We start from the raw sequence: 26,592 nt of genomic DNA on the forward strand, positions 1-26,592 counted from the left end.
CGCTCCCACGGCGGAAACCGGCTCGATCAGTCGCGCTCTTCGATCCAGGCGGCCTGGATGGCTTCCAGCACCTTTTCGCCGGCACGCCCCGGCTCGTCGTCGAACTCGGGCAGCTCGGTCACCCAGCGATGCAGGTCGACGAAGTTCACGTAACGCGGGTCCACATCCGGCCTGGTTTCGGCCAGTTGAATGGCGATCTCCAGCACATCCACCCATTTCAGACTCATGGCTCAGTGTCCTTCCGAAACCTGGTTGATGGTGTACTTGGGAATCTCGACCACCAGGTCCTGGTTGTCCACCACGGCCTGGCAGGACAGGCGCGAGGTCGGCTCCAGACCCCAGGCCTTGTCGAGCATGTCGTCCTCCAGCTCGTCGGAGGCTTCAAGCGAGTTGAAGCCCTCGCGGATGACCACGTGACAGGTGGTGCAGGCACAGGATTTCTCGCAGGCGTGCTCGATCTCGATGCCGTTGCGCAGCGCCGCGTCCAGCACGGTTTCGCCTGGACTGGCCTCGATCACGGCGCCCTCGGGGCAATGTTCTGCGTGGGGCAGGAAAATGATCTGCGGCATGCGGTTATTCCTCGATATCGGTCAGGCTGCGCCCGGCCAGGGCCGCCTTCACGGAGGCATCCATGCGGCGCGCGGCAAAGGCGTCGGTGATTTGGGTCAGGCGTTTGGTCTGCTGTTCGATGGCGGCCAGGTCGCTGCTGTCCAGCAACCCTTGCAGGCGCTCCATCTCGGCGTCGATGACCAGGCGTTCGTCGGCATCCAGCAGGCGCTCGCCATCGGCCTGCAGGGCGGCCTGCACGGCCTCGATCAGGCGCCGCGCATCGACCTGGGCCTCGCGCAGCGCACGGGCCGCCATGTCGTCGCCGGCGTGTTCGAAGGAGTCCTTGAGCATGCGGGCAATCTCGCCATCGGTCAGCCCGTAGGACGGCTTGACCTGGATGCTCGCCTCGACCCCGGAGCTCAGCTCACGGGCGGACACGCTCAGCAGACCGTCGGCATCCACCTGGAAGGTCACGCGGATCTTTGCCGCGCCGGCCACCATGGGCGGAATGCCACGCAGCTCGAAGCGCGCCAGCGAGCGGCCGTCGCGCACCAGCTCGCGCTCGCCCTGCAGCACATGGATCATCATGGCCGTCTGGCCATCCTTGTACGTAGTGAACTCCTGGGCACGCGCCACCGGGATGGTGGTGTTGCGCGGAATCACCTTCTCCATCAGCCCACCCATGGTTTCCAGGCCGAGCGACAGCGGAATCACGTCCAGCAGCAGCAGCTCATCGCCGCCACGCTTGTTGCCAGCCAGCACATCAGCCTGGATGGCGGCACCCACGGCCACCACCTGGTCGGGATCGATATCGGTCAGCGGCTGGCGGCCGAACAGCTCGCCAACCGCCTCGCGCACGCGCGGCACGCGGGTAGACCCGCCGACCATGACCACGGCGGTGACGTCCTCGATGTCCAGCTCGGCATCGCGCACCGCGCGCCGGCAAGCCTTCAGGCTGCGCGCCAGCAATGGGTCGATCAGCGCGTTGAAGGTGTCGCGGCTCAGCTCGCCGCGCCACCCTTCGTGTTCCAGCGCGACGCTATCCTTGGCGCTCAAGGCTTCCTTGGCGGCGCAGGCCACACGCAACAGGCGGCGCTGGGCGCCCGGGTCCAGGTCGCTGGACAGGCCGGCCTGCTCGATGATCCAGCCGGCAATGGCATGGTCGAAGTCGTCGCCGCCCAGCGCGCTGTCGCCGCCGGTGGCCAGCACTTCGAAGACGCCGCGCGACAGGCGCAGGATGGAAATGTCGAAGGTACCGCCGCCCAGGTCGTAGATTGCGACGACACCTTCCGCCTGCTGATCCAGACCATAGGCCACGGCTGCCGCAGTGGGCTCGTTGAGCAGGCGCAGCACGGTGAGTCCGGCCAGCCGCGCGGCGTCCTTGGTCGCCTGCCGCTGGGCGTCGTCGAAATAGGCCGGCACGGTGATCACCGCACCCACCAGCTCGCCACCCAGGGATTCCTCACCGCGCTGGCGCAGCACGCGCAGGATATCCGCCGAGACTTCCACCGGGCTTTTCGGCCCCTGGACGGTCTCGATGAACGGCATGTGCGACTCGCCCTCGGAAAAACGGTAGGGCAACTGCTCGCCCAGCTGCTTGACGTCCTCGATACCGCGTCCCATAAGGCGCTTGACCGACATCACGGTGTTGAACGGATCGCTGGCCGCCGCGGCGCGGGCGTCATGGCCCACCTCGACGCGATCGGCGTGGTAACGCACCGCCGAGGGCAGCAAAAGCCGGCCTTCGGCGTCCGGCAAGGGTTCGGCGCGACCGCTGCGTACGCTGGCCACGAGGGAATTGGTAGTGCCCAGATCAATGCCCACCGCCAGGCGGCGCTGATGCGGTTGCGGGGTTTGTCCGGGTTCGGCGATCTGCAGTAAAACCATGCTTGCCTGCGTATCGAGGACCGCGCCAGTGCGCGGCCGGGTTAATCGTCGAGGCGCTCTTCCAGCTCGCGCACCTCATGGGAGAGCTTGTCGAGGAACTGCATGCGGCGTACCAGGCGCTCGGCCTGCTCGCGCTGCGCATTGTCGTTCCAGCAGGCGGCGAACTGGTCTTCCAGTTGCTGCTGTGCCTGCTTCAGGCGCTGCTTGAAGGTGGCCACACCGGCCAGGTCCAGGCTGTCGCTCAGGTCTTCCAGCTCTTCACGCCAGTGCATCTGCTGCAACAGGAACTGGGGGTCCTGCACAGTGGCTTCCAGCGGCAGCTCATGCCCGTCCAGCGCCAGCAGGTAACGCGCCCGGCGCGGCGCACTGCGCAGCACCTGGTACGCCTCGTTCAGCGCCGCGGAACGCTCAAGCGCCTGGCGCTGCTCGCGCTCGCCGGCATCGGCGAAACGGTCGGGATGGACCGCGCGGGCCAGTTCCCGATAGCGCGCGGCCAGCTCCTGCTGGTCGATGCGAAAGTCCGGCTGCAGCTCGAACAGGGCGAAGTGGCAGGGCGTACCCATGCTCACCTCAGACACTGAAGCTTTCGCCGCAGCCGCATTCGCCACGCACGTTGGGGTTGTTGAACTTGAAGCCTTCGTTCAGGCCTTCTTTGGTGAAGTCCAGCTCGGTGCCATCCAGGTAGACCAGGCTCTTCGGGTCGATGATGACGCGCACGCCATGGCTCTCGAACACCTGATCCTCGGGCTTCAGTTCGTCGACGAACTCCAGCACGTACGCCAGGCCGGAACAACCGGTGGTACGCACCCCCAGGCGGATGCCCACGCCCTTGCCGCGCCCATCCAGGGAACGCTGCACGTGGCGGGCCGCCGCTTCAGTCATGCTGATCGCCATGGCAACCTCCTCAGAGCAGACCCTTCTTGTGCTTGTAGTCGCGCACGGCCGCCTTGATGGCGTCCTCGGCGAGCACCGAGCAGTGGATCTTCACCGGCGGCAATGCCAGCTCTTCGGCGATCATGGTGTTCTTCAGCGCTTCGGCCTCGTCCAGGGTCTTGCCCTTCATCCATTCGGTGGCCAGGGAGCTGGAGGCGATGGCCGAGCCACAGCCATAGGTCTTGAACTTGGCGTCTTCGATGACGCCCGCCTCGTTGACCTTGATCTGCAGGCGCATCACGTCGCCACACGCCGGCGCGCCGACCATGCCGGTGCCGACATCGGGATCCTCGGCGTCGAACTTGCCGACGTTGCGCGGGTTTTCGTAGTGGTCGATGACCTTGTCACTGTAAGCCATGGTGCAACTCCTCTTGAATCACGTGCGGGCAGCGTCTTAATGCGCCTGCCATTCGACCTGGGTCAGGTCGACGCCCTCTTTGTACATGTCCCACAGCGGGGACAGCTCGCGCAGCTTGGCCACGGCCTGACGCACCTTCTGCGCGGCGTAGTCCACTTCTTCCTCGGTGGTGAAGCGGCCGAAGGTGAAGCGGATGGAGCTGTGGGCCAGCTCGTCGTTGCGTCCCAGGGCGCGCAGCACGTAGGACGGTTCCAGGGAGGCGGAGGTACAGGCGGAACCGGAGGAAACCGCCAGGTCCTTGAGCGCCATGATCAGCGACTCGCCTTCCACGTAGTTGAAGCTGAGGTTCAGGTTGTGCGGCACGCGGTGGGCCATGCTGCCGTTGATGTACAGCTCTTCCATGTCCTCGACCTGCTTGAGGAAGCGATCGCGCAGGGCCAGCACGTGGGCGGTGTCCTGGGCCATCTCTTCCCGGGCGATGCGGAACGCCTCGCCCATGCCGACGATCTGGTGAGTCGCCAGGGTGCCGGAACGCATCCCGCGCTCGTGACCGCCGCCGTGCATCTGGGCTTCCAGGCGCACCCGCGGCTTGCGGCGCACGTAGAGCGCGCCAATGCCCTTGGGACCGTAGGTCTTGTGGGCAGAGAAGCTCATCAGGTCGACCTTCATGGTTTCCAGGTCGATGGCCACCTTGCCGGTGGACTGGGCGGCGTCCACATGGAACAGGATGCCGCGAGCGCGGGTCAGCTCGCCGATGGCGGCGACGTCGTTGATGGTGCCGATCTCGTTGTTCACATGCATGATCGACACGAGGATGGTGTCGTCGCGCAGCGCCGCCTCGACCATGGCCGGGGTGATGATGCCGTCCTCACCCGGTTCCAGGTAGGTGACTTCGAAGCCTTCGCGCTCCAGCTGGCGGGTGGTGTCCAGCACCGCCTTGTGCTCGATCTTCGAGGTGACGATGTGCTTGCCCTTGCTGGCGTAGAAGTGCGCAACGCCCTTGATGGCCAGGTTGTCGGACTCGGTGGCGCCGGAGGTCCAGACGATCTCGCGGGGATCAGCATTGACCAGGTCGGCCACCTGGCGACGGGCATTTTCCACGGCTTCCTCGGCCTTCCAGCCGAAGACATGGGAGCGCGACGCCGGATTGCCGAAATTCCCTTCCTGGGTCAGGCAATCGCACATCAGCTTCGCCACACGGGGGTCTACCGGGGTGGTGGCGGAGTAATCGAGGTAAATCGGCAACTTCATTGACTCTCTCCTAACAGGCGGCGGCCCACTCATTCCACGGCGGACGCTTCAATCTTGTCGAGTTGCGGCTTCTTGCCGGTGGTGCAGCGCTGGTCCTGACGCCGGGATACTTCCTGCACCTCGCTGCGACCCACCAGGTCGGCCAGGCTGATGCCACTCAAAAATTCATGGATGCGCTCGCTCAGATCGCACCACAGGTGATGGGTAAGACAGGTGTCACCGGAGTGGCAGTCACCCAGGCCCTGGCAGCGCGTGGCATCCACCGATTCGTTGACGGCGTCGATCACTTCGGCGACCTGGATGTCGCGGGTGTCACGGGAAAGGTAGTAGCCGCCGCCGGGCCCACGGACACTGGTGACCAGCTCGTTGCGCCGCAGCTTGGCGAAGAGCTGTTCCAGGTAGGACAGGGAAATGCCCTGACGCTCGGAGATGTCGGCCAGGGAAACCGGCCCCTGCTGCGCATGCAGGGCCAGGTCGAGCATGGCGGTGACGGCGTAACGGCCTTTGGTGGTGAGTCGCATCGCGGGGTACCACAGGTTCGCTGGAATGGGCGCAAGTATCCAATTTCCGAGTATTTGAGTCAACTATAAGACCCATTGAAATACTCGGATTTACCAGCGGAAAGCGGCCGGCATGATAGCAGGCCGCTGCTGGCAGCGCATCAACCCTGGGCGCCAGGCTCCCGGCTCTCGCCGCGCATCTCTTCCTTGATCTCGACAAAATCCTCGTCACGCAGCGCCGGCAGCTCGCCGCAGCAGTAGCCAAGCGCCTTGAGGGCGCGGTTCATTTCCTCAAGACGGCCATCCACGGCATGCAGGTGATCCAGCAGTTGACCGATGGCCTTGGTGACCGGGTCCGGCATGTTTTCGCCGACCGCGTAGGCCTCGAATCCGTACTTCTCGGCGATGGCCTTGCGCTTGGCCTGCTCCTCGCCACTGGTCTTGACCACCACCCGCCCCGGGTTGCCGACCACCGTGACACCCGCTGGCACCGGCTTGGTGACCACCGCGTTGGAACCGACCTTGGCGCCAGCCCCCACGGTAAACGGCCCGAGGATCTTCGCCCCCGCGCCGACGATGACGCCGTCCTCCAGGGTGGGATGTCGCTTGCCCTTGTTCCAGCTGGTGCCGCCCAGGGTGACGCCATGGTAGAGGGTCACGTCGTCGCCGATCTCGGCGGTCTCGCCGATGACCACGCCCATGCCATGGTCGATGAAGAAGCGCCGGCCGATCTTCGCCCCCGGGTGGATCTCGATGCCGGTCAGCCAGCGCCCGAGGTGCGAGACCAACCGCGCCAGCAGGCGCCAATCCGCACGCCACAGCCGGTGTGCCAGCCGATGCATCCACACCGCGTGCAGGCCGGGGTAGCACAACAGCACCTCGAGCACGCTTCGGGCCGCCGGGTCGCGGCTGAACACGCTCCGGATATCCTCACGCATGCGATCAAACATCATCTGCTCTCCGCTTGTGGGGCTCGCCCCGCGCCACCTTCTGGGTCTCGGTGAGAATGCCGCGCAGGATATTCATCTCCAGCTTGCTGATGCCGCTGCGACCGTACAGCCGCCGCAGCCGGGCCATCAGATGGCGCGGCTTCTGCGGATCGAGGAAGCCGATTTCCACCAACGTCTGCTCGAGGTGTTCGAAATAACGTTCCAGCTCGTCCATGGTGACCGGCCGAGTATCCAGGATGGCCGTGGCTTCCACCTTTTCCATCTTGGTCGGCGCACCCTGGGCGGCCAGCCACGCCATGCGCACTTCGTAGGTCAGCACCTGCACCGCAGCCGCCAGGTTCAGCGAACCGAACTCCGGATCGGAGGGAATGTGCACGTGAAACTGGCAGCGCTGCAATTCCTCGTTGGTCAGGCCGGCGTATTCGCGACCGAATACCAGCGCCACCTCACCCCCCAGCGCCACCTGCTCAAGACTCTTGCTCGCGCACTCGCGCGGATCGAGCAGCGGCCAGGGAATGCGCCGGTCGCGCGCACTGGTGCCCAGCACCAGGCTACAACCGACCAGAGCCTCCTCGAGCGTGGACACCACCTGGGCATTGTCCAGCAGGTCATTGGCGCCGGATGCCCGCGCCAGCGCCTTGGGACTGGGAAACTCCTCGGGATCGACCAGCACCAGACGGGAAAGCCCCATGTTCTTCATGGCACGGGCCGCCCCGCCGATGTTGCCGGGATGGCTGGTATTGACCAGCACCACGCGGATGTTCTGTAGCACGCCCTGATCCACCTGAGAAAACGGAAGGGGCAGAATCTTAGCCGATGGCGGTTCCCGCTCGCCACGCAACATTGGCGATTCCCCCGGCGCCCTGCCCGCCACTGCGATACCCGACGGTCAATGCCACTCACGCGTCTGCCTGGCTTTCTGTTAGAATTCCCGGCTTTCTTTAACAGCCCAGGTGTTTCCCCCCATGCAGCCCATGCTGAACATCGCCTTGCGCGCTGCGCGCAGCGCCGGTGAACTGATCTTCCGCTCCATCGAACGCCTGGATGCCATCTCGGCCAACGAGAAGGAAGCCAAGGATTACGTCAGCGAAATCGACCTTGCCGCAGAACAATGCATCATCAACCTGCTGCGCAAGTCCTATCCGAACCACGGCTTCAAGGGCGAGGAAAGCGGCGAGATCGCCGGCACCGGCGAAGGCGCCGACTATCAGTGGATCATCGATCCGCTGGACGGCACCACCAACTTCCTGCGCGGCGTACCGCATTTCGCCGTCAGCATCGCCTGCAAGTACAAGGGTCGCCTGGAACACGCCGTGGTACTCGACCCGGTACGCCAGGAAGAATTCACCGCCAGCCGTGGCCGCGGTGCCGCGCTGAACGGCCGCCGCATCCGCGTCAGTAGCCGCAAGAGCCTGGAAGGCGCACTGCTGGGCACCGGCTTCCCGTTCCGCGACAGCCAGCTCGACCACCTGGACAACTACCTGGGCATGTTCCGCAGCCTGGTAGGCGACACCGCCGGTATCCGCCGCGCTGGCGCCGCCAGCCTGGACCTGGCCTACGTGGCTGCAGGCCGCTATGACGCCTTCTGGGAATTCGGCCTGTCCGAGTGGGACATGGCAGCCGGCGTGCTGCTGATTCAGGAAGCGGGCGGCTTGGTGAGCGACTTCACCGGTGGCCATGAGTTCCTCGACAAGGGCCACATCGTGGCGGGCAACACCAAGTGCTTCAAGGCAGTGCTCACCGCTATCCAGCCGCACCTGTGGCCGAGCCTCAAGCGCCAGCTGTGATGATCAGCCGAAAATGAAAAAAGCGCCCCAGGGCGCTTTTTTCATGTCTGCAGGTTCGATTACGGCTGCTCGGCGAGCACCAACTGGCCGTCGCGCACCGGAATCTGCGCCCCCGGATCGCGATCCATGCGCACGCGGCCGCGCTGACCACCCAGCTCATAGCTGACGTCGTAGCCAACTACCTTTTCGTGGGTATCCTGCACCGTCTCGCAGCGGGTTTCGGTGGTGGTGTAAGTGTCGCTGGCCTGCATGCGCTCCTGCGCCTTGTTGCCAACGTAGCCGCCGCCTACCGCACCGGCCACAGTGGCCAGCTTCTTGCCGCTCCCGCCACCGACCTGATTGCCCAGCAGACCGCCGACCACCGCTCCGATGGCGGTGCCAGCGATCTGGTGCTGATCCTGTACCGGTCGCTGATGGGTGACGGTGACGTCACGGCAGACCTGACGCGGGGTGCGCTGGGTTTCCTTCACCGGAGAAACGTCCAGCACGGTGGCGAACTTCGGCTCGCGATCTCCCGCCCATTGATAGGTCGCCAGCGCGCCGCCTGCCGTTACGCCAACGGCACCAAGCACCGCGCCGACGATCATCGATTTCTTCACAGCCACCTCCAATGCACACAGGTTCGAAAATCCGAGCCTTGGACAGAAGGTGGCTACGCCGGTTCAGGGCCTTTCGTCGACCGCCTCTTCGCTGGCCGGCGGAATCAGGTCCTCGCTGGTCAGCTTCAGCCAGACGAGCACCGTGGCGCCGATGTAAACCGACGAGTAGGTGCCCACCACCACGCCGATCAGCAGGGCAACGGCGAAACCGGCCAGTACGTCGCCACCCCAGACCAGCAGGGCGATCAGCGCCAGCGCGGTGGAGAACGAAGTGGCCATGGTGCGCAGCAGGGTCTGGGTGACCGAGATGTCGATGTTCTCGACCAGGCTGGTCTTGCGTAGCACCCGGAAGTTCTCGCGGATGCGGTCGTAGATGATGATGGTGTCGTTCAGCGAGTAGCCGATCATCGCCAGCACCGCAGCCAGCACCGTCAGGTCGAACGGCACTTCCAGCAGCGCCAGCAAACCCAGGGTGAGGATGGTGTCGTGGGCCAGCGAGGCGATGGCGCCCACGCCGAACTTCCACTGAAAGCGGAACGCCAGGTACACCAGGATGCCGCCGAGCGCCAGCAGCATGGCCAGACCGCCCTGGTCGCGCAGCTCCTCACCCACCTGCGGACCGACGAACTCGACACGCTTGATCTCGAAGCGCGCGGCCGGGTCGATGACACGCAGCGCTTCGCCCACCTTGGCGCCCAGCTGCGGGTCGTCGCCGGCCATGCGGATCAGCACGTCGGTGGTGGCGCCGAAGCTCTGCACCACCGCATCGGTGTAGCCCGCCTGCCCCAGTTCGCGCTTGATGCGCTCCAGGTCAGCCGGCTGCTCGTACTGCAGCTCGATCAGGGTGCCGCCGGTGAAGTCCAGGCCGAAGTTGAGACCCTTGACTGCCAGGGCAGCGATGCCCACGACGGTCAGGATCAGCGTGATGGCGAACGCAAGATTGCGGATCGCCATGAAGGGAATGGTTTTCTTGATCACGGCCTGGCCCTCAGATCCACAGTTTCTTCACGTTGCGACCGCCGAAGAGCAGGTTGACCTGGCCGCGCGTGAACATGATGGCGGTGAACATCGAGGTCAGGATGCCGAGCGACAGCGTGACCGCGAAGCCCTTGACCGGTCCGGTACCGAGTGCGAACAGGATGGCGCCGACCAGCAGGGTGGTCAGGTTACTGTCGATGATCGCCGTGTAGGCACGATCGAAGCCCTCATGAATGGCGCGCTGCACCGAAAGGCCATTCTTCAGTTCCTCGCGGATCCGCGAATAGATCAGCACGTTGGCGTCCACCGCCATACCCAGCGTCAGCACGATGCCGGCGATGCCCGGCAGGGTCAGCGTGGCGCCGATCACCGACATCAGGCCGACCAGCAGCACCAGGTTGAACGCCAGCGCGACGGTGGCCAGGATGCCGAAGAACTTGTAGACGAGGATGACGAACAGCGAGACCAGGATCAGCGCCCACCAGGTGGACTCGATACCCTTGGCGATGTTCTCGGCACCCAGGCTCGGGCCGATGGTGCGCTCCTCAGCGAAGTACATCGGCGCGGCCAGACCGCCGGCGCGCAGCAGTAGCGCCAGCTCGGAGGACTCGCCCTGACCGTCCAGGCCGGTAATGCGGAACTGACTGCCCAGGGCCGACTGAATGGTGGCCAGGGAAATGATCTTCTTCTCTTCACGGAAGCTCTGTACCGCCACTTCCTGTTCGACGCCGTCGACCAGCTCCTTGACATAGCGGGTCACCGGACGCTGCTCGATGAACAGCACCGCCATGCTGCGCCCGACGTTGTTGCGGGTGGCACGGTTCATCAGCTCGCCGCCGTGCCCGTCCAGACGAATGTTCACCTGCGGGCGACCGTTCTCGTCATAGCTGGCTTGCGCGTCGGTCACCTGGTCACCAGTGATGATCACGCTGCGCTCCAGCGCCACCGGAGCACGGCCTTCCTCGCGGAAATCGAAGGTCTCGGTGGTGGCGCGCGCGGCATCCGGCTCGGCAGCCAGACGGAACTCCAGGCTGGCCGTCTTGCCGAGAATCCGCTTGGCCTCGGCGGTGTCCTGCACACCCGGCAGCTCGACCACGATGCGATTGGCGCCCTGACGCTGCACCAACGGCTCGGCCACACCGAGCTCGTTGACGCGGTTGCGCACGGTGGTGAGGTTCTGCTTGATGGAGTATTCGCGGATATCGGCCAGGGTGGCTGGCGTCAGCGCGACATTGAGCACCTGCAGCTGGTTGCGCACGCTGCTGGTCAGCTCGAAATCGGTGAAGGTCTTGCGGATCAGGCTCTGGGCCCGGTCGAGACTTTCGCTGTCGGTGAAACCCAACTGGAAGGCATTGTCGCTGCCCGGCATGCTGCGATAGCGGATGCGCTCCTTGCGCAGCAGGCTCTTGACCTCGCCTTCATAGACTTTCAGGCGCGCGTCGATGGCCTTGTCCATGTCCACTTCCAGCAGGAAATGCACGCCGCCGGATAGGTCCAGACCCAGCTTCATCGGCGAGGCGCCAATGCTGCGCAGCCAGTCGGGCGTGGTGGGCGCCAGGTTGAGCGCGACCACGTACTCATCACCCAGGGTCTTGCGAACCACGTCCTTGGCAGGCAACTGGTCGCCGAGCCGGGTCAGGCGCAGCAGACCACCGCGCTCGGAGACTTCGCTCGCCTTGACCGTAATGCCCGCCGCGCGCAGCGCTTCGGCAGCCCGTTCGACCGTTACCTCATCGATACGCAGCGCCGTGCTGGTGCCGGTGATCTGGATCGAAGGGTCATCGGGATACAAATTGGGCGCGGAATACACCAGGCCTAGGGCCAGGACCGCGAGAATCAGCAGATATTTCCACAGGGGATATTTGTTCAGCATGACGCCGCCCGCTCAAAGAGCGGGGCGCCTAGGCGCCCCGCAAGAAAGTAACTCGTGAAGCCTGAACGGGCGGCTCAGCCTCCAGGAAGGCAGCGACAGATGCGAACAGTGCCGTTCCTGGCGGGTGCCACCCGACAGGATCAGATGGCCTTCAGCGTGCCCTTGGGCAGGGTCGCTACGATGGCGGCCTTCTGGAACTTCAACTCGACGTTGTCGGCCACTTCCAGCACCACGAAGTCATCGGCAACCTTGACCACCTTGCCGGTCATGCCGCCGCCGGTGACCACTTCGTCGCCCTTCTGCAGGCCGGCCAGCAGGTTCTTGTGCTCCTTGGCACGCTTGGCCTGGGGGCGCCAGATCATCAGGTAGAAGATGACCACGAAGCCCACGAGCATCAGAATGCCCATCATGTCGGAACCCGGAGCTGCAGCGCCCGGTGCGGCCTGGGCGTAGGCGGCGGGAATGAAAAAGCTCATGTAACACTCCTGTTGCAGGGATGGTTTCTACGGTTTCAATACGGATTCATTCAGTCCAGCGGCGGGGTTGGCAGACCGCGCCGGGCATAGAAGGCATCGACAAAGGCGGCCAATGTACCTTGTTGGATGGCGTCGCGTAAACCGGCCATCAGACGCTGGTAATAGCGCAGATTGTGGATGGTATTCAGCATGCTTCCGAGCATTTCCCCGCATTTGTCCAGGTGATGCAGGTAGGCGCGGGAGAAGTGTTTGCAGGTGTAACAGTCGCAACCCGGATCCAGCGGCGAGTCGTCATGGCGATGCACGGCGTTGCGGATCTTGACGATCCCGCCAGTGACGAACAGGTGGCCGTTGCGCGCGTTGCGGGTCGGCATCACGCAATCGAACATGTCCACGCCACGGCGCACGCCCTCGACCAGGTCTTCAGGCTTGCCGACGCCCATCAGGTAACGCGGCTTGTCGGCCGGCATGTGCGGCGGCAGGAAGTCCAGCACACGGATCATCTCCTCCTTCGGCTCGCCCACCGACAAGCCGCCGATGGCCAGGCCATCGAAGCCGATCTCCATCAGGCCCTCCAGCGAGCGCAGTCGCAGGTCTTCGTGCATGCCGCCCTGCACGATGCCGAACAACGCCGAGGGATTGTCGCCATGCGCCACCTTCGAGCGCTTGGCCCAGCGCAGCGAAAGCTCCATGGAGCGGCGCGCGGTGTCATGGTCCGCCGGGTACGGCGTGCACTCGTCGAAGATCATCACGATGTCCGAACCCAGGTCGCGCTGCACCTGCATCGACTCCTCGGGCCCCATGAACACCTTGGCGCCGTCCACCGGCGAGGAGAAATACACCCCCTCTTCCTTGATCTTGCGCATCTCGCCGAGGCTGAAAACCTGGAAACCGCCAGAGTCGGTGAGGATCGGTCCCTGCCATTGCATGAAATTGTGCAGATCACCGTGTGCCTTGATGACCTCGGTACCCGGACGCAGCCAGAGGTGGAAGGTGTTGCCGAGAATGATCTGCGCGCCGATGGCCTCGATATCGCGCGGCAGCATGCCCTTCACGGTGCCGTAGGTGCCCACCGGCATGAACGCCGGTGTTTCCACCGTGCCACGCGGGAAGGTCAGGCGCCCGCGCCGGGCCTTGCCCTCGGTGGCGAGCACGTCGAAGTTCATGTGACAGGTACGGGTCATGGGTGATCCTCGGGACCGCGCGGGGCGGGATTGCGGGTGATGAACATGGCATCACCGTAACTGAAGAAGCGATAGCCTTCTTCCACCGCCGCGCGGTAGGCCGCCATGGTTTCCGGATAGCCGGCAAAGGCGGAAACCAGCATCAGCAGGGTGGACTCCGGCAAGTGGAAATTGGTGACCAGGGCATCCACCACATGGAACGGCTTACCCGGGTACAGGAAGATGTCGGTGTCGCCACTGAACGGCTTGATCTTGCCCTCGCGCGCCGCGCTTTCCAGGGAACGCACGCTGGTGGTGCCCACGGCAATGACGCGACCGCCGCGCGCCTTGCAGGCGTTCACCGCGTCCACCACATCCTGACTGACCTCCAGCCATTCACGGTGCATATGGTGCTCCTCGATGCGCTCGACGCGCACCGGCTGGAAGGTGCCGGCTCCGACGTGCAGGGTCACGAAGGCGGTTTCCACGCCTTTCTCGCGAATCGCCTCGAGCAATGGCTCGTCGAAGTGCAGCCCGGCGGTCGGCGCGGCGACCGCGCCGGCACGCTCGGCGTACACCGTCTGGTAACGCTCGCGGTCGGCCGGGTCATCGGGCCGATCTATATAAGGAGGCAACGGCATGTGGCCAATCCGCTCCAGCAGCGGCAGCAGCGGCTGGTCGAAACATAGCTCGAACAGCGCGTCATGGCGCGCGAGCATCTCGGCCTCGCCGCCACCCTCAAGCAGAATGCGACTGCCGGGCTTGGGGGACTTGCTGGCGCGCACATGGGCCAGCGCACGGTGCTCGTCGAGCACCCGCTCGATGAGGATCTCCAATTGACCGCCGGTCGCCTTGCGCCCGAACAGGCGTGCGGGAATCACCCGGGTATTGTTGAACACCATCAGGTCGCCGGGACGCAGATAGCCAAGCAGGTCTGCGAACTGGCGATGAGCCAGGGCTCCACTCGGGCCATCCAGCACCAACAGGCGACTGGCGCGGCGCTGCGCGAGCGGATGGCGGGCGATCAAAGCATCGGGAAGGTCGAAATGAAAGTCGGAAACGCGCATGGTGAGGCCGTCTTGCAGGGGCGCAAAGCTTAACGGAAATGCCTGGAGCTGGCCATGCGAGCCGATTGACCGGCTGGCTTGGCCTCCCTATACTGCGCGCCCATTGCCTTGGTGGCGGAATGGTAGACGCAGCGGATTCAAAATCCGCCGTTGGCGACAACGTGAGAGTTCGAGTCTCTCCCAAGGCACCAGTCCGATAAGAAAATGCCCTTTTTCTATCCCCCGGCCGGGCCTGCCCGACCGTCCTTCCGCGTCAAGTCTCGACCCCGATACGACCGCCTCGACGGCCCAGTTGTAGCTTTTTCCCCGGAGCATTCCGGCCGTCGTCATAAAGGTGCCGAGCGGGGGGTTGGCATTTGCCCGAAACTTCCGTAGAGTGCGCTCACTGTTTGCATGGGTCGCTGTTGAATCGTGACCTGGTGCGGTAGATCTTGACGATTTGCTTCATCCCGCTCGACTTCTCTTATCTCCTGCAACCAGTTCCAGCTCCCTGTTGTCACAGGGACTGCCATCCACTCTAGTTTCAAGGAAATAAAGACATGTCGAATCGTCAAACCGGCACCGTCAAATGGTTCAACGATGAGAAGGGCTTCGGCTTCATCACCCCCGAAAGCGGTCCGGATCTGTTCGTGCACTTCCGTGCTATCGAAGGCAGCGGTTTCCGCAGCCTGAAGGAAGGCCAGAAGGTTACCTTCGAAGCCGTCCAGGGCCAGAAGGGCATGCAGGCTGACAAGGTCCAGGTTCTGGGCTAAGCAGCACGCAACACCCGAAGCCTCCGATGGAAACATCGGGGGCTTTTTTGTGCCCGCCGTAAACGCAGCCAAGCAGCCAGGCGACTCGCCATCGGGCGCCGACAGCCCCTAGAATGGCGGTCGCTTTTTCATCGACGAGCTTCCCATGGCAACTGCAAAACGCATGCTCCAGCCCAGCGGCGCGTTCCCGGCCGCCGGCTTCGGTCGCCGAATGGCCGCACTCTTCTACGATTTCCTGCTCTGCGTGGCCCTGGTGATGGTGGTCACCCTGCTCTACCAGCAAGGCGTGCTGCGCCTGATCCATGGCGGCGACCAGCTCAAGCTGCTGGCGGAAAGCGGCGGCTTGGACAACGATCCCCTGCTGGCCACGCTGCTGCTGTTCAGCCTGTTCGGCTTCTTCGCCAAGTTCTGGACCTGGAACGGCCAGACCCTCGGCATGCAGGTCTGGGGCATCCGCGTGCAGAACGCCGACGGCTCCGCCATCGATCTCTGGCAGGCGCTGCTGCGCTTCATCGTCGCCATCGGCTCCTGGTTGATCTTCGGCCTGGGCTTCATCTGGATGCTGTGGGACAAGCAGTCGCGCACCTGGCACGACATCTATTCGGAAAGCCGTGTGGTGCAACTGCCGAAGAACGCGCACAAGAAGTGAGGAACGCGGTCTTCCGCGCCCAGCCTCGCAGGGTGGTCAGCGCGCTACCTGGCCACCATCAAGCCGGGACGGCGCGCCTGGCGGCACGATGAAGCGCGATCCACCCTCCACCCAACCGCCCCACTGCAGCACGAACAACCCGAGGTTGGTGCTCAGCACCGCCATCAGCGTAGTCATCACGATGATCGCGGCCGCCAGTTGATAGTTGGAACCCACCGCCTTGGCCATCACGAAACTGGCGGCGGCAGTCGGACTGGCAAAGTAGAGAAACAGGATACCCAGCTCCGGCCCTCGAAAACCGAGCCACCAGGCACCCAGGGTGGACAACGCCGGCAGCCAGATCATCTTCATCAGACTGGCGCTCAGCGCGGTGGCGCCGCTTTCGCGCAACGAGGCCAGCGACAGCGTGGCGCCGATGCAGATCAGCGCCAGCGGCAGGCTCATCTGCGCGAAATACCCGGTGGAGGTCAGCAGCCAGTCCGGCAGCGGGATCCGCCAATAGGCGAATGGGATCGCCGCCAGCACGGCCAGCACCAACGGGTTACCGAGAATGCTCTTGGCGATGCTCCACGGATCGGTCTTGCTGCTCAGGCTGTAGAGCGCCAGCACCAGCGCCGAGAGCGCGTTGTAGCAGAGGATCACCAAGCCAGCGAGCACACCGCCCAGCGACAGGCCGAAGTCGCCGTACAGGCTGCTGGCCAGCGCCAGGCCGACGATGCCATTGTTGCCGCGAAACGCCCCCTGCACATAGACGCCGCGATCCGCATGCGGACAGCGCCAGATCGCCCATGCCCAGGCGAGCAGGAAGCCGCCTACCGTGGCGAGGGTGAAGTAGATCAGCAAGCGCGGCTGCAAGGCGGCACTCAGATCGGCGCGCAGGATGGCGAGGAACAGCAGCGCCGGCAGGGTGCCCTTGAAGACCAGACTGGAGGCGGTGTTGACGAAGGCGGTGTCGATCCAGCCGAGCCGCTTGAGCAGGACACCAAGGAACAGCATGGCGAAGACCGGGGCGGTCACCGCCAATGTTTGCTGAATGAGAGCGAGCACGACTACTACCTACTGCGACAGCGAGAAGGCCGCATGGTAACGCGGCGCCCCGCCGCTCGCGAAGCGGGGCGCCGGGAAAGCTCAGCGGCGGACCGGGCGCTTCTGCAGCTTGCGCTGCAAGGTGCGGCGGTGCATGCCCAGTGCGCGGGCGGTGGCCGAAATGTTGCCCTGGTGCTCGGCCAGCACGCGCTGGATGTGCTCCCACTGCAGGCGGTCGACCGACATGGGGTTTTCCGGCACCAGCGAACTGAGCTCCACGTGCTCGGACATCAGCGCCGCCAGCACATCGTCGGCATCCGCCGGCTTGCACAGGTAGTTGCAGGCGCCACGCTTGATGGCCTCCACAGCGGTGGCGATGCTCGAATAGCCGGTAAGGATCAGCACGCGCATCTCGCTGTCCAGATCCAGCAGCTTGGGCAACAGGGCAAGCCCCGAGTCGCCTTCCATCTTCAGGTCCAGGACCGCGTAGTCGGGGCTGTCGCGCGTCGCGATCATCAGCCCTTCCTCGGCACTGGAAGCCACGCTGACACGCAGCCCGCGACGCTCCATGGAACGCGCCATCACCCGGGTGAAGGTCGCATCGTCATCCACCAGCAACAGATGAGGCTGCTCATCTCCCTCGAACAGGACTTCTTCAGACATGCAGGCTCCTTGGCTGCGGCATGGTCAATCAATGCAAACCGTAGAGGCGCGGTAAACGCAGCTCGGTGAGCGTACCACCCTCTTCGTGGTTATACAGTTTTACGGTTCCGCCGGCACGCGTCACGCTGGCCTGACTGAGGAACAGGCCCAGGCCGAACCCCTTCCCCTTGGTGGTGAAGAACGGCTTGCCGAGCTGCTCGGCAATCGCCAGCGGCACGCCGGCTCCGTGATCTCGAATGGTCACCTTGATCCATTGGTGGTCCCAGTCCAGACGGATGGCGAGGTTGTCCGGCGAGGCATCGGCAGCATTGTTCAGCAGATTGAGCAACGCCTGGGTCAGTTCGGCCGGCGGCATCAGGCTCGGCGGCGTCCCCTTGCCGGTGCACTCATAGCGATAAGTGGCTTCGGGGCGCATCAGGTGCCAGCGCTCCAGCGCTGCTTCCAGCCATTCCCGCACGGTCTGCTCGACGATCTCCTGGCGCCGCTGCGCCTCGGCGGCGCGCACCAGGCTCTGCAGCGTGCCCTTGCAGAGCATCACCTGATCCTGCAGCACCTTGAGGTCATCCTGCAGGGACGGCTGCCCCTGGCAATCCTGGATGAGGTCCTTGAGCAGCACGCTCATGGTCGCCAGCGGCGTACCCAGCTCATGGGCCGCGCCGGCGGCCTGGGTGGCCACCGCCAGCAACTGCTGGTCACGCATGTCAGCCTCGCGGCGCTGCGCCTGCAGCTGTTCCTGGAAACGCAGCGCCTCGGCCATGCGCGCCACGAACACCGTGATCAGCAGGGCGGCGAGCGCGAAGCTCAGCCACATGCCGTACACCATGATTTCCGCCGGCAGGGTGACCAGCAGGGTCAGCGGATGATGGGTAAACAGCAGCAGGCTGTAGCTGGTCAGCGCCAGGGCGGACAGTACCAGCGTGTACAACCAGGGCAGGGTCGCCGCAGCGATGGTCAGCGGCACCAGGTAATAGGAAACGAAGGGGTTGCTGGACCCCCCGGAGAAGTACAGCAGCACGCTGTGAATGACCAGGTCGCAGGCCAGCTGCACGGCATACTCCTGCTCGGTCACCGGCCATTGCTGGCGCAGCCGCAGGGCCGTGAACAGACACAGCAGCGTGGAGATGCCCAGGATGATGGCCAACGCCAGCCAGGGCAGCACCACCACCCCGGACAGCCAGGCAACGCCTACGGAAGCGGCCTGGGCAGACAGCACCAGGACACGGATAAGAACCAGCCGGCCCAGGTTCTGGCGGTTGGCGGAAAGCAGGAAAAGTGGGGCTCGCATAGTGGCTCCGGGCAGTTGCCCGAGTATAACCAGCGACTTTTCCACGCCGCTGCGGCATAGCGCCGCAAGCGCAGCCGCGCCACCCTTGCGCGCAGCGGTTGTTCGGGCCAAAGTCTCAGGCCCCGCGGCTGTGCCGGCGACCTCCGGCCCCGCACTGTCAGGAGTCATCATGTCCCGCTTGCCTCACCTGTCCCTGCTTGCCCTGTTTGCCTGTGCCAGCCTGCCCGCGCTGGCCGAGGAACCCCGCTACAACCAGGTCTCCCTGCGCAGCGAAGTCAGCCAGGAAGTCAGCCATGATCGTATGCACGTGACACTGTACACCGAGTCCCAGGACAGCGATCCCGCCCGTCTCGCCCAGAACGTCAGTGAAACCCTCAACGCCGCGATCCGCCAGGCGCGCCAGGCCAAGGGCGTGACCGTCAGCCAGGGCAGCCGCAGCAGCTACCCGGTATACGAGGAAAAGAGCCAGAAGATCCGCGCCTGGCGCGAGCGCGCCGAGCTGCGCCTGGAGAGCGCCGACTTCCCCGCCCTTTCACAACTGACCGGCGAACTGCTGAAGACCCTGAGCATGGGCGGCATGAGCTTCAGCGTTTCCGACGCACTGCGCAAACGCCACGAGGATGAGCTGCTGCGGGAGGCCGTGCAATCCTTCGGCGCACGCGCCAGGCTGACCAGCGAGGCGCTGGGCGGCACCGGCTACCGGCTGGTCAACCTCAACTTGCACAGCAACGGTTTCCCGCAACCGGTGTACCGCGCGCCGGCCAAGATGATGATGGAAGCCGCCAGCGACAGCATCGCGCCGCAGGTGGAAGCCGGCACCACCCGCATCAGCATCCAGGCCGACGGCACGATCGAAGTGACCATGCCCTGAGACGGAACGGCAGCTAGCGAAAGAACCGATAGAACTCGCGTAATTCGCGCTGCACATCTTCAAGCGACACGGGCTCAAAGCGCAGCGAGGTGTGCGCCGTGCACTGCGCCAGCCGCCCAAGGTCCAGCGGGTGCACCCAACCCAGCACCGCATAGCCGCCCATGGTCTGCCGATCGGCCATCAGCACGATCGGCTGACCATCCGGCGGTAACTGGATCGTGCCGGTGACCACACCCTGCGACCATTCCCAAGCGCTGGCCGCCAGGGGCTCGCCCTCCAGTCGCATGCCCATACGATCAGCGCGCGGACTGAGCGTCCACGACTGCGCAAATAGTCCGGCCAGCGCCGCTTCGTGGCCAGGCGCCGCCATCACCCGCAACTCGCACGCCTGGCCATAGTCCGGTCGGAAGCGCCAGGGCACGCTGCGCCCGCCGCTCGACCGCGCCGGCCGGCAGCCCAGCGTGTCTCCGCGCAGCAAGGGCCGGCCATCCCCGCGCACACCGCCGAGCCCCTCGCGCAGGTGTGCCGCCACACTGCCCAGCACCGGCCGGGCCAGAAAACCACCGGCCGCAGCCAGATAGCAACGTTGCCCCTGCCGCGCATAACCCAGACGCACGACCTGCCCAGCCTGCACCGGGAAGCTCGACCAGCCGGGCCGCGGCTTGCCGTCCACGCACACGTCGATCTGGGCGCCACAGACTGCCAGCCAGGTATCCAGCGTCGCCAGAAACTCCAGCCCGCCCAGCGCCACCTCCAGCAACGGCGCGCCCCAGGGATTGCCCAGCAGGCGGTTGGCCCAAGCCGCCGCCTGGATATCCAACGGACCGCCCGGTGACACACCCAGATGCTGCCAGCCGAAGCGCCCGCCATCCTGCAACACGCTCAGCGCGCCGGGGCGCATGACGCGCAAGCCGTTCATGGGGCCACCGCGCCAACGGACACGAAGCGCACCCGGTCGCCTACCCGCAACGGACAGGGCGGGTCGCGTCGCGCGTCGAACAACCGCCACGAACAGCGCCCAATCAGGTGCCAGCCGCCCGGCGACGCTTGCGGATAGATCGCCGTCTGCCGTTCGGCGATGGCCAGACTGCCGGCCGGCACCCGCGTGCGGGGTGTGGCCCGGCGCGGCAGGGCCAGGCGCGGGTCCAGCTCGCCGAGGTAGGCGAATCCCGGGGCGAAGCCGATGGCGCCGACGCGGTACTCGCGTCCGCTGTGCAGCGCGATCACCTGCGCCACGCTCAACCCACAGGCCTGCGCCACCCACGGCAGGTCCTCGCCGTCGTAACTGACGGGAATTTCATGCAAACGGGTCGATTGGGCAACGCCAACCGCACGCTCCCAGGCCGCCAGCACGGGCTGCAGACGCGCGCACAACTGCGCATGGTCGGTGCGCAGCAGGTCGTAATGCAGCAGTAGCGTGGTCCACCCCGGCACCAGGTCCACCACCAGCGGGCCCAGTTCGGCGTGGATGCGATCGACCAGCGCGGCCAGCCGCGCAGGCAGTCCGGCGTTCGGCTGCTCGGCCAGCGTCAACAGCAGCGCCTCGGCGCCGGCCGGCTCGCAGCGGATCATGCCGCGTCAAGCAGCGCGCGCAGCCGACGCAGCACGCCCAGGGATTCCGGATTGTCGCCATGCACGCACAGACTGTCGGCCTGCAGGCGTATCGGCTTGCCGTCGATATCGGCAAACGGCTGCCGCCGGGCGATGGCCAGTGCCTGGCCGAGAATCCGCTCCGGATCCTGGTGCACGGCCCCGGCCACACGACGCGGCGCCAGCTGGCCGTCAGCCTGATAGGCGCGGTCGGCGAAGGCTTCGAAGAGCAGCGGCACACCGGCCGCCTCGGCCAGACGCGCCTCGCGGCAATTGTCGGGCAACGCCAGCACCATCAGTGGCAAGCCGGACCGGAAACTGCGACAGGCGTCGAGCACCGCCTCTAGCAACGCATCGTTACGCACCAGATCGTTGTACAGCGCGCCATGAGGCTTCACGTACGCGACCTGCGTGCCCGCCGCCCGGCAGAACGCTTCCAGCGCACCGAGCTGGTAAAGCACCAGTGCGCGCACCTCTTCCGGCGAGCAGCTCAGCGAGCGGCGACCGAAACCCTGCAGGTCGGGATAGGCCGGGTGGGCACCGATGCTCACGCCATGCCGCACCGCCAGCGCCACGCTGCGCTGCATGGTCAACGGATCACCCGCGTGATAGCCGCAGGCCAGGTTGGCCTGATCGATCAGCGGCATGGCCAGCGCATCGTTGCCCATGGTCCAGGCACCGAAGCTTTCACCCATGTCGCAATTAAGCAGCAGCGTTGCCTTGTTCATGCCCGCAAGCTTCCGGGTTTGCCCCCGCGACCGCAAGCCCGGACGCCCCGCCGCAGCGCGAATCAGGCTTAGACAGTTTCGCAATTGAAAATACTTCTCAAGCTAATCGCAAATCATTATCATGCGCCGCATCTGCCTTTACGAAACCTTTACCGCCCCACAAGGAGAGTTTCCGATGTCGCTGCCCTTTGCCCGCACCGCGCTGGCCACCGCCCTGCTGAGCGCCAGCGCTGCTGTATTCGCCCAGGATCCGCTGGTCCTCGGCGATACCGTTGTCAGTGCTGCCGGTTATGAGCAGAAGATTACCGAGGCACCTGCCAGCATCAGCGTGATCAGCCAAGAAGATCTACGCCAGAAGCAGTTCGCCAACCTCGCTGAAGCGCTGGGTGACGTGGAAGGCGTGGACATCGGCCAGGGCACCGGCAAGACCGGCGGCCTGAACATCAGCATTCGCGGCATGCCCAGCGACTACACGCTTATCCTCATCGATGGCCGCCGCCAGAAGGCGGCGGGCAACGTAACGCCCAACGGTTTCAACGAGACCGGCACCAGCTTCATGCCCCCAATGTCAGCCATTGAGCGCATTGAGGTCATACGCGGCCCGATGTCCACCCTGTACGGATCGGACGCCATGGGCGGGGTTATCAACATCATCACCAAGAAGGTCGCCAAGGAATGGGGCGGCTCGATCACCGCCGAGCACACCCTGCAGGAAGATGGCGATTACGGCGATGCCAGCAAGGTCAGCCTCTATACCAACGGCCCGCTGGTCGACGGCCTGCTCGGCCTGGCGCTGCGCGGCAGCTTCTATGATCGTGAAGCCTCCGACCTGAAGTTCAATGACGGCAGTACCGTGTCAAAACGAGGCGTCTCCCCGGTGGAAGGCAACAACGCCAACATTGGGGCGCGCCTGACCCTTACCCCCCATGAAGACCACGACTTTGCTCTGGACTTCGACAAGGGCCGCCAGGTCTACAACAACGACGAGTGCCAGCTCGGAAATCTGGATGGCTGGGGCTCGGGCAATGCCACCACCGGTTGCGCCACGCCCCGGCCCACTCAGGCCAACGGCTACCAGGACGAGCTGCGCTTCGAGCGCCAGCAATTCGCGCTGACCCACACCGGCCGCTTCGCCATCGGCACCCTGGACAGCAGCCTGATGCACAACACCACCGAAACCGTCGGGCGCACCATTCCCGGCGGCACCTTCGGACGTCCCGGCTTCAAGCCCATCGGCACCTCCTACGACAACTACCCCTCCATCGTGGTCGGGAATGATCGTGAGCTGGAGACCACCAACCTCATTCTGGACACCAAGCTGGTCGCCCCCATTGGCGATAGCCACATCCTCACCAGCGGTGCTCAGTGGTGGAACGCGGAGATGACCGACGGCCTGGCCTCCGAGGAGTTCGAGCAGACCACCTGGTCGCTGTTCACCGAGGACGAGTGGCGCCTGCGCGACAACCTGGCGCTGACCGTCGGTGCGCGCTACGACCACCACGACGCCTTCGGCGGCCATGTCAGTCCACGCGCCTATCTGGTCTGGAACACCACCGAAAACTGGACACTGAAGGGTGGCGTGAGCCGTGGTTACAAAACCCCGGACCTCAACGACCTGCATGACGGTATCAACGGCGTCGGCGGCCAGGGCTCGACCATCAGCATCGGCAACCCAGACCTGAAGCCGGAAGTCAGTACCAGCACCGAGTTCGGCGTCTACTACGACAACCTTGTCGGTTTCAACGCCAACGCCACGCTGTTCCACAACCAGTTCGACGACAAGATCGCCAGCGGCTCGCCGGTTGCCGATCCGCTTTGTGCCAGCAATACGGACGGCACCTGCACGCCGAAGATCAACGTCGACGAGGCCGTCACCCAGGGCCTGGAACTGGCTGCGAGCTGGCAGTTCGCCCCGCGCTGGACGCTGAGCGGCAACTACACCTACACAGACAGCGAGCAAAAAAGCGGGGAGAACAAGGGCTACAAGCTGACCCAGACCCCGGAGCATCTGCTGAACGCCAAGCTAGCCTGGAATACCACCGATCGCCTGACTCTGTGGCTGAAAAGCGAGTACCGTGGCGAGCGCGCCCGCTTCAGCGACAAGTACGCCAACCTGAGCGCCCAGAACAAGGCACTCTACGACGCCGTCGGCGATATCGAGGCCTATAGCGTGTTCCACCTGGGCGGCTCCTACAAAGCGACCCAGAATCTGACGCTGAACGCCAGCATTTCCAACCTGCTGGACACGGATTTCCTGGAAGGCGACACCTACGTCTACAACGGGCAAACCTACTGGGCATCCAGCTACACCCAGTCCGCTGCCGGCACCAGCGGCGTGCTAGAGGAAGGTCGGCGCCTGTGGCTCTCCGCCACGGTCGACTTCTAAGTCAGCACCCAAAGGCCCGCCCCTTCCAAGGGCGGGCCTTTTTGCGAATGTATGTTATTGGTAAATCCCTAACATCTACGGCCCGAAGCGCCTTAGAATCCCGCCCCATTCCTACTGGCCTTGTGCCGCAACCTATTACCGGAACCAGTCTCCCATGCGTCTCTGGCTCGGCACCCTCCGCCAATGGCACTGGATCAGCTCGGCGCTCTGCCTGGCCGGCATGCTGCTGTTCGCCATCACCGGCATCACCCTGAACCATGCCGGACAGATCGAAGGCAAGGCGCAGGTCTCCAGCAGGATCGAGCAGTTGCCCGAATCCCTGCAGGAGCGCCTGCTGGCGGACACGCCGGCAGACGGCATGCCGGCCGAGTTGACCGCGTGGCTGGGAGACCGCCTCGGCATCCGCCTGGCCGGGCGCGAGGCCGAATGGTCGGAGGGCGAGCTGTACGTCGGCCTCCCGCGCCCCGGCGGCGATGCCTGGCTGAGCCTGGACCTGACCTCCGGCGAGCTGGAGTACGAAGTCACCGATCGCGGCTGGATCGCCTATTTCAATGACCTGCACAAGGGCCGCCACACCGGCACGGCCTGGAGCTGGTTCATCGATCTGTTCGCCGTGGCCTGCGTGGTCTTCTGTGTCACGGGACTGTTGTTGCTGCACCGCCATGCCGCAGGTCGCCCCTCCACCTGGCCGCTCACCGCGCTGGGTGTGGTGATTCCCGTGCTGCTGGCCCTGCTGTTCATTCATTAAGGAAACCGCTATGCGCAAGCACCTGCTGCCTCTGGTTGTTCTGCTCAGCCCAGCCGCCTTCGCGGCCGACCTGGACATCAGCGTGGAAATCCCGCGCCTGGACGTCGCCGAGTACCACCGCCCCTACGTGGCCCTGTGGCTGGAAAAGCCGGACCAGAGCCACGTGGCCAACCTGGCCGTGTGGTACGACCTGAAGATGAAGGACAAGGAAGGCGAGAAGTGGCTCAAGGACCTGCGCCAGTGGTGGCGGCGCAGCGGGCGCAGCCTGGAAATGCCGGTCGACGGCGTCTCGGCCGCTACCCGTGCCGTTGGCACTCACCAGCTGAGCTACAAGGGCAGCGACGCGCCGCTGAAAGCCCTGCCGTCCGGCGAATACAACCTGGTGGTGGAAGCCGCCCGTGAAGTGGGTGGTCGCGAGCTGCTGCGCGTGCCCTTCACCTGGCCGCAGGCTTCGACCGCCAGCGCACAGGGCGCCAGCGAGCTGGGCGCCATCTCCCTTACCGTCAAACCCTAAGGAAGCCGAACATGAATCGCACGCTGAAATGGACCGCCCTGACGCTGGCCGTCACCCTGCCCCTGTCCGCCCAGGCCCACCGGGCCTGGATGCTGCCGTCGGCCACCGTGCTGTCGGGTGAGGCCCCCTGGGTGACCGTGGACGCCGCCGTGTCCAACGACCTGTTCTATTTCGAGCACTTCCCCCTGCAGCTCGAAGGTATCGGCAAGCCGCTGGCCCTGCCCGCCCGCGGCCCGCAGGCCGCACCGGCTGCTGGGCAAGCTGACCAGCCGGCCGCGCCGGCGCCGATGCGCCGCCCGGCCAACACGCTGGTCGTGACCGCGCCGGACGGCAGTGAAGTGCAGGCGCAGAACGGCGCTGTCGGCCGCTACCGCACCACCTTCGATGTGCAGCTCACCCAGAAGGGCACCTACAAGCTGGCCGTGGTCAGCCAGGGCCTGATGGCCTCCTGGAAGGAAAACGGTGTCGCCCACCGCTGGATGGGCAAGCTGGAGGACCTGGAAAAGAGCCTCCCGGCCAAGGCCGAGGAACTGCGCGTAACCCAGGGCAGCAACCGCATGGAGGTTTTCGTCACCTCCGGCGATACCACCACCAGCGTGCTCAAGCCCACCAAGGCCGGCCTGGAAATGGTGCCGGTCACCCACCCCAACGACCTGTTCGCCGGTGAAACAGCCACCTTCGACTTCCTGCTCGACGGCAAGCCGGCGGCGGATGTGGACGTGACGGTGATTCCCGGCGGCAACCGCTACCGCGACGCTACCGGCGAGTTGAACCTGAAGACCGACAGCAAGGGGCGTTTGACCGTGACCTGGCCGGCGCCGGGCATGTACTGGCTGGAAGCCGAGCTGCGCACCGACAAGGGCGTGAAGAAGCCGGTCACCGAGCGTCGCGCCTCCTACAGCGCCACCCTGGAAGTGCTGGCGCCCTGAGACACCGGTGTCTGGCCTCGTAGGGTGGTCAATGTTTTCCATTGGCCACCAACGCGCCGGCCAGCCCGGCGCGCCTGGCG

At 65.1% G+C, this 26,592-nt stretch carries 30 protein-coding genes and 1 tRNA gene; 9 read left to right on the forward strand and 22 right to left on the reverse strand.

Annotated elements, in window-relative coordinates:
* Positions 1-26: 26 nt before the first annotated feature.
* From iscX to trmJ, 10 genes are all read right to left on the reverse strand, one after another.
* Positions 27-227 (reverse strand): Fe-S cluster assembly protein IscX, encoded by a 201-nt coding sequence (iscX, locus tag AS93_RS0104805; protein ID WP_027589544.1) that lies wholly within the window; start codon positions 225-227, stop codon positions 27-29.
* A 3-nt stretch (positions 228-230) separates the two neighbouring features.
* The gene (gene fdx, locus AS93_RS0104810) at positions 231-569 is read right to left on the reverse strand and encodes an ISC system 2Fe-2S type ferredoxin (RefSeq protein WP_027589545.1); all 339 of its coding nucleotides are present in this window, start codon (positions 567-569) and stop codon (positions 231-233) included.
* A 4-nt stretch (positions 570-573) separates the two neighbouring features.
* A complete protein-coding gene (gene hscA, locus AS93_RS0104815; RefSeq protein WP_027589546.1) occupies positions 574-2,436 on the reverse strand; it encodes a Fe-S protein assembly chaperone HscA in 1,863 nt (620 codons plus the stop codon).
* Between the two features lie 41 nt (positions 2,437-2,477).
* The gene (hscB, locus tag AS93_RS0104820; protein WP_027589547.1) at positions 2,478-2,999 is read right to left on the reverse strand and encodes a co-chaperone HscB; all 522 of its coding nucleotides are present in this window, start codon (positions 2,997-2,999) and stop codon (positions 2,478-2,480) included.
* Between the two features lie 7 nt (positions 3,000-3,006).
* Positions 3,007-3,330 (reverse strand): iron-sulfur cluster assembly protein IscA, encoded by a 324-nt coding sequence (gene iscA / locus AS93_RS0104825; protein ID WP_027589548.1) that lies wholly within the window; start codon positions 3,328-3,330, stop codon positions 3,007-3,009.
* A gap of 10 nt (positions 3,331-3,340) precedes the next feature.
* Positions 3,341-3,727, reverse strand: coding sequence for a Fe-S cluster assembly scaffold IscU (gene iscU / locus AS93_RS0104830; protein ID WP_027589549.1), 387 nt, complete (start codon positions 3,725-3,727; stop codon positions 3,341-3,343).
* A gap of 36 nt (positions 3,728-3,763) precedes the next feature.
* Entirely contained in the window at positions 3,764-4,978 is a 1,215-nt protein-coding gene (locus tag AS93_RS0104835) for an IscS subfamily cysteine desulfurase (protein ID WP_027589550.1), read from the reverse strand.
* Between the two features lie 29 nt (positions 4,979-5,007).
* A complete protein-coding gene (gene iscR, locus AS93_RS0104840; RefSeq protein ID WP_027589551.1) occupies positions 5,008-5,499 on the reverse strand; it encodes a Fe-S cluster assembly transcriptional regulator IscR in 492 nt (163 codons plus the stop codon).
* A gap of 140 nt (positions 5,500-5,639) precedes the next feature.
* On the reverse strand, positions 5,640-6,428 hold the full coding sequence (gene cysE / locus AS93_RS0104845; protein WP_027589552.1) for a serine O-acetyltransferase: 789 nt from the start codon (positions 6,426-6,428) through the stop codon (positions 5,640-5,642).
* Positions 6,421-7,200 (reverse strand): tRNA (cytosine(32)/uridine(32)-2'-O)-methyltransferase TrmJ, encoded by a 780-nt coding sequence (gene trmJ, locus AS93_RS0104850; RefSeq protein WP_027589553.1) that lies wholly within the window; start codon positions 7,198-7,200, stop codon positions 6,421-6,423. Before trmJ ends, cysE begins: the two co-directional genes overlap by 8 nt.
* Before the next feature lie 193 nt (positions 7,201-7,393).
* Between trmJ and suhB the strand changes: the two genes are divergently transcribed.
* Positions 7,394-8,215, forward strand: coding sequence for an inositol-phosphate phosphatase (gene suhB / locus AS93_RS0104855; protein WP_027589554.1), 822 nt, complete (start codon positions 7,394-7,396; stop codon positions 8,213-8,215).
* 59 nt (positions 8,216-8,274) lie between these two features.
* Here the strand turns inward: suhB and AS93_RS0104860 are convergent, their stop codons facing one another.
* The 6 genes from AS93_RS0104860 to queA all read right to left on the reverse strand — a co-directional run bounded on the left by AS93_RS0104860 (position 8,275) and on the right by queA (position 14,371).
* Positions 8,275-8,814: a glycine zipper 2TM domain-containing protein gene (locus tag AS93_RS0104860; RefSeq protein WP_027589555.1), complete on the reverse strand. Its 540-nt coding sequence runs from the start codon at positions 8,812-8,814 to the stop codon at positions 8,275-8,277.
* Positions 8,815-8,877: 63 nt separating this feature from the next.
* A complete protein-coding gene (gene secF, locus AS93_RS0104865) occupies positions 8,878-9,789 on the reverse strand; it encodes a protein translocase subunit SecF (RefSeq protein WP_027589556.1) in 912 nt (303 codons plus the stop codon).
* Positions 9,790-9,802: 13 nt separating this feature from the next.
* Complete coding sequence (gene secD, locus AS93_RS0104870) at positions 9,803-11,665, reverse strand: protein translocase subunit SecD (protein WP_027589557.1); 1,863 nt, start codon at positions 11,663-11,665, stop codon at positions 9,803-9,805.
* Between the two features lie 140 nt (positions 11,666-11,805).
* Complete coding sequence (yajC, locus tag AS93_RS0104875) at positions 11,806-12,141, reverse strand: preprotein translocase subunit YajC (protein ID WP_027589558.1); 336 nt, start codon at positions 12,139-12,141, stop codon at positions 11,806-11,808.
* A gap of 50 nt (positions 12,142-12,191) precedes the next feature.
* Entirely contained in the window at positions 12,192-13,307 is a 1,116-nt protein-coding gene (tgt, locus tag AS93_RS0104880; protein ID WP_027589559.1) for a tRNA guanosine(34) transglycosylase Tgt, read from the reverse strand.
* 14 nt (positions 13,308-13,321) lie between these two features.
* Entirely contained in the window at positions 13,322-14,371 is a 1,050-nt protein-coding gene (queA, locus tag AS93_RS0104885) for a tRNA preQ1(34) S-adenosylmethionine ribosyltransferase-isomerase QueA (protein ID WP_027589560.1), read from the reverse strand.
* Between the two features lie 105 nt (positions 14,372-14,476).
* Here queA and AS93_RS0104890 point away from each other — a divergent pair.
* The 3 genes from AS93_RS0104890 to AS93_RS0104900 all read left to right on the forward strand — a co-directional run bounded on the left by AS93_RS0104890 (position 14,477) and on the right by AS93_RS0104900 (position 15,772).
* Positions 14,477-14,562 (forward strand) — tRNA-Leu (locus AS93_RS0104890).
* A 348-nt stretch (positions 14,563-14,910) separates the two neighbouring features.
* Positions 14,911-15,123: a cold-shock protein gene (locus AS93_RS0104895; protein ID WP_021700367.1), complete on the forward strand. Its 213-nt coding sequence runs from the start codon at positions 14,911-14,913 to the stop codon at positions 15,121-15,123.
* Between the two features lie 145 nt (positions 15,124-15,268).
* Positions 15,269-15,772 carry an RDD family protein gene (locus tag AS93_RS0104900; protein WP_037008539.1) on the forward strand — a complete coding sequence of 168 codons (504 nt, stop codon included), beginning with the start codon at positions 15,269-15,271 and terminating at the stop codon, positions 15,770-15,772.
* Between the two features lie 36 nt (positions 15,773-15,808).
* Here AS93_RS0104900 and AS93_RS18730 read toward each other — a convergent pair whose 3' ends face one another.
* From AS93_RS18730 to AS93_RS0104915, 3 genes are all read right to left on the reverse strand, one after another.
* Positions 15,809-16,819, reverse strand: a complete 1,011-nt coding sequence (locus tag AS93_RS18730) for an AEC family transporter (RefSeq protein WP_081798219.1) — start codon at positions 16,817-16,819, stop codon at positions 15,809-15,811.
* A gap of 81 nt (positions 16,820-16,900) precedes the next feature.
* Positions 16,901-17,461 (reverse strand): response regulator transcription factor, encoded by a 561-nt coding sequence (locus AS93_RS0104910; protein WP_027589562.1) that lies wholly within the window; start codon positions 17,459-17,461, stop codon positions 16,901-16,903.
* 28 nt (positions 17,462-17,489) lie between these two features.
* A complete protein-coding gene (locus tag AS93_RS0104915) occupies positions 17,490-18,746 on the reverse strand; it encodes an ATP-binding protein (protein ID WP_027589563.1) in 1,257 nt (418 codons plus the stop codon).
* A 169-nt stretch (positions 18,747-18,915) separates the two neighbouring features.
* Here AS93_RS0104915 and AS93_RS0104920 point away from each other — a divergent pair, with 169 nt between their 5' ends.
* Positions 18,916-19,617, forward strand: a complete 702-nt coding sequence (locus AS93_RS0104920) for an SIMPL domain-containing protein (RefSeq protein ID WP_037008541.1) — start codon at positions 18,916-18,918, stop codon at positions 19,615-19,617.
* Between the two features lie 13 nt (positions 19,618-19,630).
* Here AS93_RS0104920 and AS93_RS0104925 read toward each other — a convergent pair whose 3' ends face one another.
* The 3 genes from AS93_RS0104925 to AS93_RS0104935 are packed head-to-tail and all read right to left on the reverse strand — an operon-like array spanning position 19,631 to position 21,935.
* On the reverse strand, positions 19,631-20,536 hold the full coding sequence (locus tag AS93_RS0104925) for a biotin-dependent carboxyltransferase family protein (protein ID WP_027589565.1): 906 nt from the start codon (positions 20,534-20,536) through the stop codon (positions 19,631-19,633).
* Positions 20,533-21,189: a 5-oxoprolinase subunit PxpB gene (gene pxpB / locus AS93_RS0104930; RefSeq protein WP_027589566.1), complete on the reverse strand. Its 657-nt coding sequence runs from the start codon at positions 21,187-21,189 to the stop codon at positions 20,533-20,535. The genes AS93_RS0104925 and pxpB overlap by 4 nt, the downstream gene beginning before the upstream one ends.
* Positions 21,186-21,935: a 5-oxoprolinase subunit PxpA gene (locus AS93_RS0104935; protein ID WP_027589567.1), complete on the reverse strand. Its 750-nt coding sequence runs from the start codon at positions 21,933-21,935 to the stop codon at positions 21,186-21,188. The genes pxpB and AS93_RS0104935 overlap by 4 nt, the downstream gene beginning before the upstream one ends.
* 175 nt (positions 21,936-22,110) lie before the next feature.
* On the opposite strand from AS93_RS0104935, the gene AS93_RS0104940 reads away from it, so the two are divergent.
* From AS93_RS0104940 to AS93_RS0104955, 4 genes are all read left to right on the forward strand, one after another.
* Complete coding sequence (locus AS93_RS0104940) at positions 22,111-24,321, forward strand: TonB-dependent receptor (protein WP_027589568.1); 2,211 nt, start codon at positions 22,111-22,113, stop codon at positions 24,319-24,321.
* A 97-nt stretch (positions 24,322-24,418) separates the two neighbouring features.
* The gene (locus tag AS93_RS0104945; protein ID WP_256214699.1) at positions 24,419-25,069 is read left to right on the forward strand and encodes a PepSY-associated TM helix domain-containing protein; all 651 of its coding nucleotides are present in this window, start codon (positions 24,419-24,421) and stop codon (positions 25,067-25,069) included.
* Positions 25,070-25,079: 10 nt separating this feature from the next.
* Positions 25,080-25,583 (forward strand): DUF2271 domain-containing protein, encoded by a 504-nt coding sequence (locus AS93_RS0104950; RefSeq protein ID WP_027589570.1) that lies wholly within the window; start codon positions 25,080-25,082, stop codon positions 25,581-25,583.
* An 11-nt stretch (positions 25,584-25,594) separates the two neighbouring features.
* On the forward strand, positions 25,595-26,512 hold the full coding sequence (locus AS93_RS0104955; RefSeq protein ID WP_027589571.1) for a DUF4198 domain-containing protein: 918 nt from the start codon (positions 25,595-25,597) through the stop codon (positions 26,510-26,512).
* The last annotated feature ends 80 nt before the right edge of the window (positions 26,513-26,592 follow it).

Source organism: Pseudomonas sp. RL, from assembly GCF_000647775.1.
Lineage (GTDB): Bacteria > Pseudomonadota > Gammaproteobacteria > Pseudomonadales > Pseudomonadaceae > Serpens > Serpens flexibilis.

Coding starts and splice junctions, on each gene's coding strand:
- AS93_RS0104910 (WP_027589562.1), bottom strand. CDS start 17,461: ATGTCTGAAGAAGTCCTGTTCGAGGGAGATGAGCAGCCTCATCTGTTG.
- tgt (WP_027589559.1), bottom strand. CDS start 13,307: ATGAACTTCGACGTGCTCGCCACCGAGGGCAAGGCCCGGCGCGGGCGC.
- secD (WP_027589557.1), bottom strand. CDS start 11,665: ATGCTGAACAAATATCCCCTGTGGAAATATCTGCTGATTCTCGCGGTC.
- iscA (WP_027589548.1), bottom strand. CDS start 3,330: ATGGCGATCAGCATGACTGAAGCGGCGGCCCGCCACGTGCAGCGTTCC.
- AS93_RS0104955 (WP_027589571.1), top strand. CDS start 25,595: ATGAATCGCACGCTGAAATGGACCGCCCTGACGCTGGCCGTCACCCTG.
- yajC (WP_027589558.1), bottom strand. CDS start 12,141: ATGAGCTTTTTCATTCCCGCCGCCTACGCCCAGGCCGCACCGGGCGCT.
- AS93_RS0104925 (WP_027589565.1), bottom strand. CDS start 20,536: ATGAACGGCTTGCGCGTCATGCGCCCCGGCGCGCTGAGCGTGTTGCAG.
- AS93_RS0104935 (WP_027589567.1), bottom strand. CDS start 21,935: ATGAACAAGGCAACGCTGCTGCTTAATTGCGACATGGGTGAAAGCTTC.
- hscA (WP_027589546.1), bottom strand. CDS start 2,436: ATGGTTTTACTGCAGATCGCCGAACCCGGACAAACCCCGCAACCGCAT.
- AS93_RS0104900 (WP_037008539.1), top strand. CDS start 15,269: ATGGCAACTGCAAAACGCATGCTCCAGCCCAGCGGCGCGTTCCCGGCC.
- AS93_RS0104835 (WP_027589550.1), bottom strand. CDS start 4,978: ATGAAGTTGCCGATTTACCTCGATTACTCCGCCACCACCCCGGTAGAC.
- iscU (WP_027589549.1), bottom strand. CDS start 3,727: ATGGCTTACAGTGACAAGGTCATCGACCACTACGAAAACCCGCGCAAC.
- hscB (WP_027589547.1), bottom strand. CDS start 2,999: ATGGGTACGCCCTGCCACTTCGCCCTGTTCGAGCTGCAGCCGGACTTT.
- iscR (WP_027589551.1), bottom strand. CDS start 5,499: ATGCGACTCACCACCAAAGGCCGTTACGCCGTCACCGCCATGCTCGAC.
- AS93_RS0104895 (WP_021700367.1), top strand. CDS start 14,911: ATGTCGAATCGTCAAACCGGCACCGTCAAATGGTTCAACGATGAGAAG.
- queA (WP_027589560.1), bottom strand. CDS start 14,371: ATGCGCGTTTCCGACTTTCATTTCGACCTTCCCGATGCTTTGATCGCC.
- AS93_RS0104920 (WP_037008541.1), top strand. CDS start 18,916: ATGTCCCGCTTGCCTCACCTGTCCCTGCTTGCCCTGTTTGCCTGTGCC.
- iscX (WP_027589544.1), bottom strand. CDS start 227: ATGAGTCTGAAATGGGTGGATGTGCTGGAGATCGCCATTCAACTGGCC.
- fdx (WP_027589545.1), bottom strand. CDS start 569: ATGCCGCAGATCATTTTCCTGCCCCACGCAGAACATTGCCCCGAGGGC.
- suhB (WP_027589554.1), top strand. CDS start 7,394: ATGCAGCCCATGCTGAACATCGCCTTGCGCGCTGCGCGCAGCGCCGGT.
- AS93_RS0104915 (WP_027589563.1), bottom strand. CDS start 18,746: ATGCGAGCCCCACTTTTCCTGCTTTCCGCCAACCGCCAGAACCTGGGC.
- AS93_RS0104950 (WP_027589570.1), top strand. CDS start 25,080: ATGCGCAAGCACCTGCTGCCTCTGGTTGTTCTGCTCAGCCCAGCCGCC.
- cysE (WP_027589552.1), bottom strand. CDS start 6,428: ATGTTTGATCGCATGCGTGAGGATATCCGGAGCGTGTTCAGCCGCGAC.
- AS93_RS0104940 (WP_027589568.1), top strand. CDS start 22,111: ATGTCGCTGCCCTTTGCCCGCACCGCGCTGGCCACCGCCCTGCTGAGC.
- pxpB (WP_027589566.1), bottom strand. CDS start 21,189: ATGATCCGCTGCGAGCCGGCCGGCGCCGAGGCGCTGCTGTTGACGCTG.